The 12906-nt window shown below is 70.8% G+C and carries 12 protein-coding genes; 1 reads left to right on the forward strand and 11 read right to left on the reverse strand.

The genetic code is table 11. The features are described 5' to 3' along the window. Positions 1–40 precede the first annotated feature (40 nt). The 5 genes from OG738_RS06650 to OG738_RS06670 all read right to left on the reverse strand — a co-directional run bounded on the left by OG738_RS06650 (position 41) and on the right by OG738_RS06670 (position 4356). Positions 41–844: a VOC family protein gene (locus OG738_RS06650; RefSeq protein WP_329052110.1), complete on the reverse strand. Its 804-nt coding sequence runs from the start codon at positions 842–844 to the stop codon at positions 41–43. Positions 845–933: 89 nt separating this feature from the next. Continuing rightward, positions 934–1581, reverse strand: coding sequence for a class F sortase (locus OG738_RS06655; protein WP_329052111.1), 648 nt, complete (start codon positions 1579–1581; stop codon positions 934–936). Between the two features lie 94 nt (positions 1582–1675). Beyond that, on the reverse strand, positions 1676–2233 hold the full coding sequence (locus tag OG738_RS06660; protein ID WP_329052113.1) for a hypothetical protein: 558 nt from the start codon (positions 2231–2233) through the stop codon (positions 1676–1678). A 187-nt stretch (positions 2234–2420) separates the two neighbouring features. Next, the gene (locus OG738_RS06665) at positions 2421–2870 is read right to left on the reverse strand and encodes a hypothetical protein (protein ID WP_329052115.1); all 450 of its coding nucleotides are present in this window, start codon (positions 2868–2870) and stop codon (positions 2421–2423) included. 85 nt (positions 2871–2955) lie between these two features. Further along, positions 2956–4356 (reverse strand): NAD(P)H-quinone dehydrogenase, encoded by a 1401-nt coding sequence (locus OG738_RS06670; RefSeq protein WP_329052116.1) that lies wholly within the window; start codon positions 4354–4356, stop codon positions 2956–2958. Between the two features lie 128 nt (positions 4357–4484). Here OG738_RS06670 and OG738_RS06675 point away from each other — a divergent pair, with 128 nt between their 5' ends. After that, entirely contained in the window at positions 4485–4937 is a 453-nt protein-coding gene (locus OG738_RS06675) for a gamma-glutamylcyclotransferase (RefSeq protein WP_217709632.1), read from the forward strand. Between the two features lie 67 nt (positions 4938–5004). Here the strand turns inward: OG738_RS06675 and OG738_RS06680 are convergent, their stop codons facing one another. From OG738_RS06680 to OG738_RS06705, 6 genes are all read right to left on the reverse strand, one after another. Continuing rightward, positions 5005–5838 (reverse strand): endonuclease domain-containing protein, encoded by an 834-nt coding sequence (locus tag OG738_RS06680; RefSeq protein ID WP_329056590.1) that lies wholly within the window; start codon positions 5836–5838, stop codon positions 5005–5007. 204 nt (positions 5839–6042) lie between these two features. Next, on the reverse strand, positions 6043–7344 hold the full coding sequence (locus tag OG738_RS06685; protein WP_329052118.1) for an amidohydrolase: 1302 nt from the start codon (positions 7342–7344) through the stop codon (positions 6043–6045). A gap of 197 nt (positions 7345–7541) precedes the next feature. Then, positions 7542–7847, reverse strand: coding sequence for a hypothetical protein (locus tag OG738_RS06690; protein ID WP_329052119.1), 306 nt, complete (start codon positions 7845–7847; stop codon positions 7542–7544). A gap of 49 nt (positions 7848–7896) precedes the next feature. Continuing rightward, positions 7897–8892, reverse strand: a complete 996-nt coding sequence (meaB, locus tag OG738_RS06695) for a methylmalonyl Co-A mutase-associated GTPase MeaB (RefSeq protein ID WP_329052120.1) — start codon at positions 8890–8892, stop codon at positions 7897–7899. 3 nt (positions 8893–8895) lie between these two features. Continuing rightward, complete coding sequence (scpA, locus tag OG738_RS06700) at positions 8896–11064, reverse strand: methylmalonyl-CoA mutase (RefSeq protein ID WP_329052122.1); 2169 nt, start codon at positions 11062–11064, stop codon at positions 8896–8898. Further along, positions 11061–12896 (reverse strand): methylmalonyl-CoA mutase family protein, encoded by a 1836-nt coding sequence (locus OG738_RS06705; RefSeq protein ID WP_329052124.1) that lies wholly within the window; start codon positions 12894–12896, stop codon positions 11061–11063. Before OG738_RS06705 ends, scpA begins: the two co-directional genes overlap by 4 nt. Positions 12897–12906: the final 10 nt, after the last annotated feature.

Genomic DNA, 12906 nt, shown 5'->3' on the forward strand with positions numbered 1-12906 from the left:
CCGGCTACCCCCTAGCCCCTAAACCCGCGCCGTCCCTCGCTCAGCTGTCCCACCCTTCCGGCTTCCCGGACTGCTCGTTGGGCGAAATCACCAAGAACGGCACCCCCTGGTCGTCCACCACCCGCACTTGCCGGCCGTACGGCGAGTCGAACGGCTGGTCCAGCACCTGGCCGCCCAGCTCGACCACCTTCGCCGCGCTCTCGTCCGCACTCGCCACCGAGAAGTACGTCGACCAGTTCGACGGCACCTCCGCGGGCACCGACTCCGGCAGGGCACCCAGGCCCCCGACCGGGCGGCCGTCGAGCAGCAGCACCGCGTACGTGAAGTCGTCGTTCGACAGGTCCTGGAACCCGTACCCGAACACCTGCTCGTAGAACGCCTTCGCCGCCGGGTAGTCGCGGCTCATGCACTCGTTCCACGCCAGCGTGCCCGGCGCCGCCGTGACCTGCGTGCCCAGGTGGTTGCCCGGTTCCCACAGCCCGAAGACCGCGCCCGCCGGGTCGGCCGCGACCGCCATCCGGCCTTCCTTCATCACTTCCATCACCGGCACGACGATCTGGCCGCCGGCCTCGGTGATCGCCGCGGCCGTCTTGTCCACGTCGGACACCGACAGGTACGTCGTCCACACCGGAGGCATCTCCTGTCCCGGTGGGATCTGCCCGATCCCGGCAACCGGGCGGCCGCTCAGCTCCGCCATGCCGTAGAAGCCGGTTTCCTCACCGCCCGTCTGCACGTCCCAGCCGAACAGGCCGCTGTAGAAGGCCACCGCCTTCGCCTGGTCGGGCACCATCAGGTCCACCCAGCTGGGCGTGCCTTCGGGCCACCGCTCGTCCCGGAACAACATCTCGACTCCCAACCCTCGTCCGCGCCGCCTGGGATGACGGCCGACACAGTCTGGCACCCACCACCGACAAAACCAGGGCCGAAGGACTCTCAGTGGCCGATGAGCTGGGCGTAGACGACGATGTTGTCGACGTAGTTGTGCGCGCTCCGGTCGAAAACTCCGCCGCAGGTGATCAGCCGCAGCTCGGGGCCGGCCGTGTCGTCGTAGACGCCTTCCTTCTCGAAGTCCTGCTTCGGCACCTGGTGCACCTTCGTCACCTGGAACAGCGCCGTGGTGCCGTCCTTGCGCGCGATCGAGACGCGGTCGCCGGCGGCCAGTTCCTTGAGCCGGTAGAAGATGCCCTTCTGGTGGTTGCCGTCGACGTGGCCGAGCACGACGGCCGGCCCGACCTCGCCCGGCGTCGGCGCGTAGGTGTACCAGCCCGCCTGCAACGGCGTGCTGACCGGCGGCACCTGGATCGTGTCGTCCGCGTTGACGCCCAGCGGGACCAGCGACGAGTGCGCGCCGATCTTCGGGATGTCGATCGAGACCGGATCGGACTTCGGCAGCGCGGCGACGGCGTCCTGGGCCCCGGCCGTGGGTGCCGGGTTCACCGCGACCGGCTGGGCGGGCGGCGGCTGCGCGGTCGACGGCTCGGGGCCGCCGCCGAGCGTCAGCGCCAGCACCACCAGCGCGGCCAGCAACGCCACGATCAGCGCGATCAGGTAACCCCGCCTGCTCATGATCCTCGTGGTCATGTGCTCCCCCTCGTGGCTTTCCTGCGGGTTTACACGTCTGGGCGGCCCGATCGGTTGGGCCGCCCAGACGCTACCCCCGCTCCCCCTCGCCGGATCAGCGCCGCCGCGCCCGCCGGGCCAGCACGAGACCGCTGCCGCCGACCGCGAGCACGCCCATGGCGGCCGCGGCCGCGAGCGGCCCGCCGGAGTCGTCGGCCGGCCCGTCCGTGCCGCCGGTCTGCGGCGCACCCGCCGGCACCTTGGTGACCTGCTTCGAGTCACCCAAGACGGTGAACTTGGCGCTGATCTCCGCGCCGCCGCAGAAGAACGACACCGGGTAGACGCCCGGCTTCGCCTGCTTCACGACCGCGGACGCGACGGCGGCCGGCGCGATCGCCGGGTCGTTCTGCGGGCCGGTGCGGCGCAGCGCGCCGATGGTGAGAACCGGTGAGGTCAAGCCGTGCGTGCTCTCCGCGTCGCAGCCGACGCGGAGCTCGACCTTCGTGCCCGGGCGGGCGATCTTCGGCATCACGCGGACGTAGGCCTTCGGGACGCCCACGTGCTCCGCGGGAGCTTCCGGCGTGGCGGTGGGCGTCGTGGCCGCGAGCGCCGCGCCGGGCGCGAGGACGAGGAAAGCCGCGGCGACACCCGCGACGACAACGGTCTTCTTCATTCTTTTCTCCCCTGTGGAATGATTCGGCAGTGCGATTTCACGGACACCGGTCGCAGTTCCCCCTGCCCCGGCTTCGTCCGTTCGCTTATGTCCCCAAGACGTCTCCACCTGCGAAGGGTTGCGCCCGCAGTGCACAAAAAAACCCGCCCCGGAGCGTGGCTCCGGGGCGGTTCGGCGTATTCGGGAATCAGCCGGCCATGCTGCCGTCGCCCGCTTTCGCGGCACCGGCGGGCACCTTCGAAACCTGCGGCGCGGGCACCGAGAACCGCGTGCTGTACGTCTGGTTGCCGCAGGTCACGGTCAGCGGGTACGTCCCGGCCTGGATGCCCGGCTTGAGCGCGGCGTCGGCGCTGATGTTCGCGTCGGTGCCCATGAACGGGCCCGGGGTGTAGTTGGAGAAGGTCAGCGCCGGGGAGGCGAACGCCGGTGAGCCGCCCTCGCACTTCGCCAGCGCGACGTTCGGCGCGTCGCGGACGTACTTGTCCACGAGCGTCTGGTTGATCGCGGTGTTGACGTTGAGCTGGACGCTGCCCTTGGCCGGTGCGGCGCTCGGCGTCGGACTGGGACTCTGCTGCTGCGCCTGCGCCGGACCCGCCAGCGTCGTCGCCCCGATCATCGCTGCCACAACGAAAACCACCGTCTTGCGCACCCTTCGCACCCTTCGCGTCCTTCAGCCGTACAACCGACAAGACGCGACGGGGCGCGACGGGTTGCCTACCGGATCAGTCCAGATCGTCGTGCCGCATCAACTGGCGCCCGGCCTCGGTGATCGAGCCCGACAGCGACGGGTACACCGAAAATGTCAGTGCCAGGTGGTCCACTGTGAGCTGGTTCTGGACGGCGAGCGCGATGGGAAGGATGAGCTCGCTCGCCTGCGGCGCCACGACGACGCCACCGACCACCACGCCGGTGGCGGGGCGGCAGAACAGCTTCACGAAGCCTCGGCGGAGGCCCTCCATCTTCGCGCGCGCGTTGGTGGCCAGGGGCAGCATGATGGTGCGCGCGGGCACCTCGCCGGAGTCGATCGCGTGCTGGCTGATGCCGACGGTCGCGATCTCCGGGTGGGTGAACACGTTGGCGGCGACGGTCTTGAGCTTGATCGGCGCGACGCCTTCGCCCAGCGCGTGCCACATCGCGATGCGGCCCTGCATGCTCGCCACCGAGGCCAGCATGAGCACGCCGGTGCAGTCGCCGGCGGCGTAGATCCCGGGAACGGAGGTGCGCGAAACGCGGTCGACGGTGATGAACCCGCCGGGGCCGGGCGAGATGCCGACCTTGTCGAGGCCGATGTCCTTGGTGTTCGGCACCGACCCGACGGTCATCAGCGCGTGGCTGGCTTCGATCACGCGGCCGTCGGCGAGGAAGATCTCGACGCCCTTTTCGGTGCGCTCGACGCGGTCGGCGCGCGCCTGCTTCGCGACGGTCGTGCCGCGCTGCGAGAAGACCTCCTCGAGCACGGCGGCGGCGTCGGCGTCCTCGTGCGGGAGGACGCGGTCGCGGCTGGAGACGACGGTGACCTTGACGCCCATCTCGGTGTAGGCGGACGCGAACTCGGCGCCGGTGACGCCCGAGCCGATCACGGCGAGGTGCTCGGGCAGCTCCTGCAGCTCGTAGAGCTGGCGCCAGTCGAGGATGCGCTCGCCGTCGGGCACCGCGCCGGGCAGGACACGCGGAGTGGCGCCGGTGGCGATCAGGACGACGTCGGCCGGCAGCTTCTCGGTGCCTTCGGACGTCGTCACGGCGACCTTGTGGGTCGCGAGGCCGGGCTCTTCGTCGCAAAAGCGGGCTTCGCCGATGACGACGCGGACGCCTTCGCGCTGGACGCGGGCGCGGATGTCGGCGGACTGGGCGAGCGCGAGGCCCTTGACTCGGCCGTGGACGGTCGGGAGGTCGATGCTGGTGTCGGCCAGGTCGGTGTTGATGCCGAGCTCGCCGAGGTCGTGCATCTTCGCCAGCGCGCCCGAGCTCGCGATGAACGTCTTCGACGGGACGCAGTCGTAGAGGACGCACGCGCCACCCAGGCCGTCCCGCTCGACGATCGTGACGTCGGCCCCGTGCTGGGCTGCGACCAGCGCGGCTTCGTAGCCGGCCGGGCCCCCGCCCATGATCACGATCCTGGTCACCTGGGTCCTCCTCGGAGTGCGTGCGTGCGGTGGTCTCACCGTACGCGGCGGAGGTGACCGGACACTGAAGTGGGCGAACACGGCGAGTGCGTCCACTCGGGTCAGGGCGGGGTCGCTACGCTGTCGGCGTGCCGTTGTATGCCGCGTACGGATCGAACATGGAGCCCGCCCAGATGCTGGAGCGCGCGCCGCACTCTCCGATGGCCGGCACCGGCTGGCTGGAGGGGTGGCGCCTGACCTTCGGCGGCGAGGACCTCGGCTGGGAAGGTGCCCTGGCGACGATCGTCGAGGACCCGGGTTCCCGGGTCTTCGTCGTGTTGTACGACGTGACGCCGCTGGACGAGGACGGGCTGGACCGCTGGGAAGGCGGCGAGCTGGGCATCCACTCGAAGATCCGCCTCCGCGTCCAGACGATGGACGGCTCGGTGCTGGCCTGGCTCTACGTCCTGGACGCCTACGAAGGCGGCTTGCCTTCCGCGCGTTACCTGGGCGTGCTGGCCGACGCCGCCGAGGCCGCCGGCGCCCCCGCCGACTACGTCGACGACCTCCGAACCCGCCCCTGCTCCGGCATCACCGGCTAACGAGTTCCGCCTCCAATCACGCGAGTTACGTCCCTAATCACGCGGGTGACGGGCTCGATCACGCGAGTTACGCCGCTCGCCGAGCGAAGCAGGTCTCCAGTTCGGCGAGCACCCGACTCGGGTCCCGGAGATCAGCCGCAGTCGCCCGGATCGTGACCCATCCCCGACCGGCCAGCCGCTGGTCGCGTTCGGCGTCCCGCTCATGCCGCTCCTCATGAGCCGCGAAGCCGTCGTACTCCAGCGCGATGCGCAGCGCCGGCCAGGCGATGTCGAGCACGTAAAACTTGCGGCCGTCGATGTCGGTGATCTCGAACTGTGCCTCCGGCACCGGGAATCCGGCCTCGACCACGACGAGCCGGAGGATGCTCTCCGGCGGCGATTCGGCCTTGCCGGTGGCCAGCGCCAAGAGCATCTGCGCCCTGTGGATACCTCGCTTGCTCCGACGGTCCAAAACCCGGTCGAGGACGTTGTCGCGAAGCCTCTGGCAGTGGTCGGTCGAGAGCCCGTACATGGCCTGTTCGAGCGCGGCGAACGCTGTTCGCTTATCGCCGTCGCAGAGGAAATCAGCGAGGGCGAGGTCGAGCGAGAACACCGTGAGCCCATCGAGTTCGACCACGTCGAACTCCGTGAATTCGGCTCGGTGGATGACCAACCCGGGCCTCGACTCCACCCGCCGGACGTAGGGCACCGTGAGGTGCACGACGGTGTCGTCGACCGCCGAAATTCCGTGCAAGGCAAGGGAAGTTGCGCCTGACAGAGCGGCGGGCGGACCCACCGCGATCAATGCGGCCTGGGCCCGTGTGGTGAGATTGAGCGCGTCGGCCGCGTGGATGACCACACCGCGCCACGGCTGGGCGAGCACGCCGGTCGCCAGCCCTTCGAGCACCGCTCGCCGCCCCAAGACCTTGTCGGCCTCGCGGCGCGAGACGGCTCCGTGTCGTCCTCCCCAAGTGATCACGTCAACGAGAATGAGGCCCTTCGCCGATCAGCGGAAGGCCTCATTCTCGAACTGTGGATAACTCGGTCAGCCTGTGGACAACCTGTGTGCGTAACTCCGAACTCGCGTGATTGAGGACGGAACTCGCGTGATTGGAGCCGGAACTCGTTAGGCGAGGGAGGTTAGGGCTGTGTGGACCAGGGTTCGGACTCCGCAGAGGAGGGCGCGTTCGTCGAGGACGAACGTGGGGCGGTGGATGTCGGCCTGGGGTTCCGGGGGGCCGGGCCAGACGCCCAGGCGGGCGAAGGCTCCCTGGACGTGCTCGAGGTACCAGCCGAAGTCCTCGCCGCCGGACGACTGTTCCGTGCCGGCCAGTGCGCCCTCGCCGAGGGCCGCCTCCGCGCCCGCGCGCATCAGGGCCGTCGAGTCGGCGTCGGAGACCACCGGGGGGACGCCGCGGCGGTAGTCGAGGGAGAAGCCGACGCCCAGGGGCGCCAGCAACGACTCCACCGAGGACGCCACCAGGGGCTCCAGGGCCGTCCAGACCTCGTGGTCGGCCGTGCGCAGGGTGCCGCGCAGGACGCCGTCCTGCGGGACCGCGTTCGCCGCCTGGCCCGCGTGGACCGCGCCCCAGACCAGGACCGTTCCGGACCGCGGGTCGACGCGCCGCGACAGCAGCGCCGGCAGGCCCGTGATCACCGAGCCCAGTGCGTGGACCAGGTCGGCCGTCAGGTGCGGCCGGGACGTGTGCCCGCCCGGCGACGTCAGCCGCAGCTCGATCAGGTCCGCCGCCGACGTCAGGGCGCCGACGCGCATCCCGACGCGGCCGACCTCGAGCCGCGGGTCCACGTGCAGGCCGTAGATCCGCTCGACGCCCTCCAGCGCGCCCGCCGCGATCATGTCCAGCGCGCCGCCGGGCATGACCTCCTCGGCGGGCTGGAAGATCAGCCGGACGCGGCCGGGCAGCTCCGGCGCACCCGCCAGGGCACGGGCCGCGCCGAGCAGGATCGCCGTGTGGGCGTCGTGGCCGCACATGTGCGCCGCGCCCTCGACGGTCGACGAGTAGGGCAGCCCGGTGTTCTCGACGAGCGGCAGCGCGTCCATGTCCGCCCGCAGCGCCACGCACCGCTCGCCGCTGCCGATGTCGCAGACGACGCCGGTGCCGCCGGGCAGCACCCACGGCTTGAGCCCGACGGACCGCAGCAGCGTGACGACCAGTTCCGTGGTCGCGAACTCGTGCCGCGACAGCTCCGGGTGCGCGTGGATGTGCCGACGCCAGGCGAGCACGTCGGTCGCGTTGGCGCGCAGCCAGTCGTCGAGCCAGAACGGGCCGCGGCCCGCACCAAGGTCCTCCACGGGAGCCATGCTTACGCCCGCTTCGGAAATGAGCGCCTCGGACCCCTCCATGGGGTTGATGATGCGCCCATGGGGGTCGCCTGGAACGTCCGGCCGTGAGTCCAGCACCGTCACGCCGCACCTCCTCCCGCAACACGGGTAACCCGGGCAGCGGCTGGGGTCACGCAACGTGCCGATCGATCTGTCGTACGCATTTGCAGACGATCGTGCACCATGCAGGCGGCAATGCGCGCCTCGGAAACGGCCGTCCTAGATGGCCGGTACCGGATCTGCGTTGAACGGCGTGCGGTAGTTCGGCAAAGCCGAACGCGTCAGGAGCTCTTGGCCTTCTTCGAGCGGATCCGCCTGCCCCAGATCACGATGGCGAGCAGCGCGACCGCGACCACGCCCGCGATCAGCTTGTTCTTGGTCTTCTGGCTGTTCGCCTTGTCCGTCTGGGCCGGGTCGAGGACCGGGCCGGGCGGCTGGGTCTGCACCGGGACCAGCGCGGCGGGCGCGTGCACCACCGCCACCGTCACGGCGTTCTGCACCCGCACCGGCTCGGCGAACGCCGGCGACGCGGTGAACAGCACCGCGCCCAGCACTCCGACCAGGACCAGACCCCGCAGCTTCGCCATGTCATCCCTTCGCCTCGACCAGGCATTCTCCCGCGGAACGCCCGGCGCGTCAGCCCCCACGCGGTGGACCGAACGCGTCGAGGATCCGCTGAGCACCGAGGGTAGCCGTCAGCTCACCGTCCCGCACCGCCCGTTCGACGTCCGGAACGACCGTTCGCACGTCCGGATGCGCCGCCAGGCGACTCAGCAGCTGTTCGCGAACCATCGCCCACGTCCAGTCGACCTGCTGCTGCCGACGGCGGGCGTCGAGCTCGCCGGACGCCGTGAGTGTTTCGCGGTGCTTTTCGATCGCGCCCCAGACCTCGTCCAGTCGCAGGTTGTGCAGGCCGCTGCAGGTCAGCACGGGTGGCGTCCACGACGCCTCCGGCCCGTAGATCATCCGCAACGCGCCGGACAGCTCGCGGGCCGCCCGCTTGGCGTCCCGTTCGTGGTCGCCGTCGGCCTTGTTGACGGCGATGACGTCGGCGAGCTCCAGCACGCCCTTCTTGATGCCCTGGAGCTGGTCGCCGGTGCGCGCGAGCGTCAGGAACAGGAAGCAGTCGACCATGTTCGCCACGGTCACCTCGGACTGCCCGACGCCGACCGTCTCGACCAGCACGGTGTCGTAGCCGGCGGCTTCCATCAGCACGATCGTCTCGCGGGTCGCCCGCGCGACGCCGCCGAGCGTCCCGGACGTCGGCGACGGCCGGATGAACGCCCGTTCGTCGACCGCCAGGCGCGCCATCCGGGTCTTGTCGCCGAGGATCGACCCGCCGGTGCGCGTCGACGACGGGTCGACGGCCAGCACGGCGACGCGGTGCCCGGCCGCGGTCAGGTCGGTGCCCAGCTGGTCGATGAATGTCGACTTGCCGACACCGGGGACGCCGGTGATGCCGACGCGCCGCGCACCGCCGGACGACGGCAGCAGCTCGACGAGCAGCTCCTGCGCCAGTGCCCGGTGGTCCTCCCGCTGCGACTCGACCAGCGTGATCGCCTTCGACAGCGTCCCGCGGTCGCCCGCCAGCACGCCCTTGGCGTAGGCGGTGACGTCGATCTTGCGCGGCAAGGGTCAGGACTCCTGCGCCGTCAGCTGGCCGAGCAGGTCGATGGCGGCGTCGGCGAGCACCGTGCCGGGCCCGAAGATCGCGGCCGCGCCGGCCTCGCGCAGCGCCGGGTAGTCCTGCGGCGGGATGACGCCGCCGACCACGACCATGATGTCCTCGCGGCCCAGCTCGGCGAGCTCGTGGCGCAGCGCGGGCACCAGCGAGAGGTGCCCGGCGGCCAACGACGAGACGCCGACGACGTGCACGTCCGCCTCGATCGCCTGCCGCGCGACCTCGGCCGGGGTGGAGAACAGCGGGCCGACGTCGACGTCGAAGCCGAGGTCGGCGAAGCCGGTGGCGATCACCTTCTGGCCGCGGTCGTGGCCGTCCTGGCCCATCTTCGCGACGAGGATCCGGGGTCGGCGCCCTTCCTCCGCGGCGAAGTCGTCGACCAGCTTGCGGGCCTTCTCGACGTTCTGCGTCTTCCCCACCTCCTCGCGGTACACCCCCGAGATGGTCCGGATCTGACCGGCGTGCCGGCCCCAGATCTTCTCCAGCGCGTCGGAGATCTCGCCGACCGTGGCCTTCGCGCGGGCCGCGTCGATGGCCAGCTCCAGGAGGTTGCCGTCGTTCTGGGCGCCTTCCGTGAGCCGCCGCAGCGCATCCTCGGTCGCCTGGGAGTCGCGCTCGGAACGCAGCCGCCGCAGCTTCTCCAGCTGCTGCGTCCGGACGCCCGCGTTGTCGACCTTGAGGACTTCGATGTCCTCATCGCTGGTGACCTGGTACTTGTTGACGCCGATCACCGGCTGCCGCCCGGAGTCGATGCGCGCCTGGGTGCGCGCGGCGGCTTCTTCGATGCGCAGCTTGGGGATGCCCGCGTCGATCGCCTTGGCCATGCCGCCGGCCTGCTCGACCTCGCTGATGTGGCCCCACGCCTTGCGCGCGAGGTCGTAGGTCAGCTTCTCGACGAAGGCGCTGCCGCCCCACGGGTCGATCACGCGCGTGGTGCCGGACTCCTGCTGCAGCAGCAGCTGCGTGTTGCGGGCGATCCGCGCCGAGAAGTCCGTCGGCAGGGCCAGGGCCTCGTCCAACGCGTTGGTGTGCAGCGACTGCGTGTGCCCCTGGGTCGCGGCCATCGCCTCGACGCAGGTGCGGACGACGTTGTTGTAGACGTCCTGCGCGGTCAGCGACCAACCGGACGTCTGGGAGTGCGTGCGCAGCGACAGCGACTTCGAAGACTTCGGATCGAAGCCCTTCACCAGCTTCGCCCACAGGAGACGCGCGGCGCGCAGCTTCGCGACCTCCATGAAGAAGTTCATGCCGATGGCCCAGAAGAACGACAGCCGCGGCGCGAACTTGTCGACGCCCAGCCCGGCGTCGACACCGGCGCGGATGTACTCGACGCCGTCGGCGAGCGTGTACGCCAGCTCGAGGTCGGCGGTCGCCCCGGCTTCCTGCATGTGGTAGCCGGAGATGGAGATCGAGTTGTACTTCGGCATGTGCTGCGAAGTGAAGGAGAAGATGTCGGAGATGATCCGCATCGACGGCTGCGGCGGGTAGATGTAGGTGTTGCGGACCATGAACTCCTTGAGGATGTCGTTCTGGATGGTCCCCGCGAGCTGCTCCGGCTTCACCCCCTGCTCCTCGGCCGCGACGACGTACAGCGCGAGCACCGGCAGCACCGCGCCGTTCATCGTCATGGACACCGACATCTTGTCGAGCGGGATGCCGTCGAAGAGCTGCCGCATGTCGTAGATCGAGTCGATCGCGACGCCCGCCATGCCGACGTCGCCGGAGACGCGCGGGTGGTCGGAGTCGTAGCCGCGGTGGGTGGCCAGGTCGAAGGCGACCGAAAGCCCCTTCTGGCCGGCGGCGAGGTTGCGCCGGTAGAAGGCGTTGGACTCCTCGGCGGTGGAGAACCCGGCGTACTGGCGGATGGTCCACGGCTGGTTGACGTACATCGTCGGGTACGGCCCGCGCAGGAACGGCGCGATGCCGGGGTAAGTGCCCAAGAAGTCCACATCGGACAGATCGTCGGCGGTGTAGACCGGCTTGACGCCGATGCCCTCGGGCGTTTCCCAGGCCAGGGCGTCCGGTCCCTTGCCGGTGGCCTCCTGCACCGCGCGCGCCCAGGCGTCGCGGTCGGCGGGCGACGGCGTGCCGAGGTCGAGACCGGCGAAGTTCGGGATGCTCATCGCGTGACTCCCAGCTTGGCGTGCAGGCCGTTGAGGACGTCGAGGGCGTCGCAGCCGGCGAAGACGTTTTCGTCGACGCCGTCGTACTTGCCCTTGCCCGCCAGTAGTACGTGTTCGGCTCCCAAAGCGGCCGCCACCTCGGCGGCCTGCTCGGCGTAGGCGTCGTCGGTGCCGCAGAGGCAGGCGATCCGCGCCCCGCTCGAGCGGAACGCGCCGGGCAGGTCGTCGGTCGCACCCGGGTTGACGGCTTCGATTCCGCCCGCCTGGAACAGGTTGGCGGCGAACCCGGCCCGCGCGGTGTGCGCGGCGACCGGCCCCAAAGTGGCGAGGAAGATCTTCGGCCGCTCGCCGTGCGAAGCGAGGTACGCGTCCGACGCGTCGCGAAGCGCCTCGAAGCCTTCGGCGTACCGGTGCCGCGGCAGCCCACTGTCCACAGGGGACTCGACCGGCGTCCTGGCCACCGATTTCTCGGCCAGGTTGGGAAACTCGCTGACGCCGGTGAGCGGGTCGCGCCGGGTGGCGATCCGCTTCGAGCGCTTCTCCCACGTCTCGGCGAGCCGCCCGGCCAGTGCGCCGGACGCGAGTTCGGCGACCAGGCCACCCGCGCCTTCGATGGCGGTGAACTCGGTCCAGGCGGCGTGCGCGAGATCGTCGGTCAGCTTCTCGACGTACCAGGAGCCGCCCGCCGGGTCGACCACGCCGGCCAGCTTGGACTCCTCCAGCAGCACCGCGTGGGTGTTGCGGGCGATCCGCGCGGAGAACGCGTCCGGACGGCCGATCGCGGCGTCGAACGGCAGCACGGTCACCGCGTCCGCGCCGCCGACGCCCGCGCCGAAGCACGCGACGGTCGTACGCAGCATGTTCACCCACGGGTCACGCCGGGTCAGCATCGACGGCGACGTCACGGCGTGCTGGCGCATCGGCGACGAGAAGCCGCACACCTCGGCGACGCGCGCCCACAGGCGGCGCGCCGCGCGCAGCTTCGCGATGGTGGAGAACTGGTCGGCGGTCGCGGCGAGCCGGAACTCGAGCTGGCCGGCCGCGGCTTCGACGTCGAGACCCGCGTCCGTCAGCGAACGCAGGTAGGTGACGCCGGCGGCGACGAGCGCGCCCAGCTCCTGCGCGTCCGACCCGCCGGCTTCGTGGAACGGCAGGCCGTCGGCGACGACCGTACGCACCTTCGGGTACTTCGCGGCGACACGCGCGGCGAGCGCGGCGGCCGGTTCGAGGTCGACGGCCGAGCCGCTGCGCGCGGCGAGCCCGATCGGGTCGGCGCCCAGTACCGCGGTGGCTTCGCTCGCCGGGATCTCGCGCTCGTCGAACAGCGCCAGCAACTCCGAAGCGGCGGCTTCGTACGCAGCACCCGCGTCCAGGACGACCGGCGCGAGGTCGACGTAGACCTCGTTGAGCGCGTCGGCGATCGACGCCGGCGGGACGGACAGCCAGATCGACGTCACGCCGCCTTCGAGGTCGGCGAGGATCGCGCGGTTGACCTCGCGGGCGTCGTCACCGGCGAAGCGGGCGCGGACGTCCCAGCCCGTGCTGACCTGGCCTTCCGCGCGGGACCCGCGCACGAACGGCGGCAGGCCCGGGAAGCCGGGTTCGCCCGGCGCGTCCTCGGCCGTGTACAGCGGCTGGATCTCGATGCCGTCGTAGGTCCGCGTGACGAGCTTGCTCTCCGGGGCGCCCGTGAAGTCCTCCGGCAGCTTGCCGCTCTTGCGCAGGACCCCGGCGACGAGCTCCTGCCACTGCTCGCGCGTCGCCTGCGGGAACTCGGCTGCCAGGTCGAGGTCGGAGATCGGCACTGACTCCGGACCGGCCACTTCAGTCATACCCAGTGAT

This window comes from Amycolatopsis sp. NBC_01488, assembly GCF_036227105.1.
Classification (GTDB): domain Bacteria; phylum Actinomycetota; class Actinomycetes; order Mycobacteriales; family Pseudonocardiaceae; genus Amycolatopsis.

Excerpts from the sequence above, each read along its gene's own strand:
- OG738_RS06650 (WP_329052110.1), bottom strand. The coding sequence starts at position 844 with ATGTTGTTCCGGGACGAGCGGTGGCCCGAAGGCACGCCCAGCTGGGTG.
- OG738_RS06705 (WP_329052124.1), bottom strand. The coding sequence starts at position 12,896 with ATGACTGAAGTGGCCGGTCCGGAGTCAGTGCCGATCTCCGACCTCGAC.
- scpA (WP_329052122.1), bottom strand. The coding sequence starts at position 11,064 with ATGAGCATCCCGAACTTCGCCGGTCTCGACCTCGGCACGCCGTCGCCC.
- OG738_RS06690 (WP_329052119.1), bottom strand. The coding sequence starts at position 7,847 with ATGGCGAAGCTGCGGGGTCTGGTCCTGGTCGGAGTGCTGGGCGCGGTG.
- OG738_RS06660 (WP_329052113.1), bottom strand. The coding sequence starts at position 2,233 with ATGAAGAAGACCGTTGTCGTCGCGGGTGTCGCCGCGGCTTTCCTCGTC.
- OG738_RS06655 (WP_329052111.1), bottom strand. The coding sequence starts at position 1,581 with ATGACCACGAGGATCATGAGCAGGCGGGGTTACCTGATCGCGCTGATC.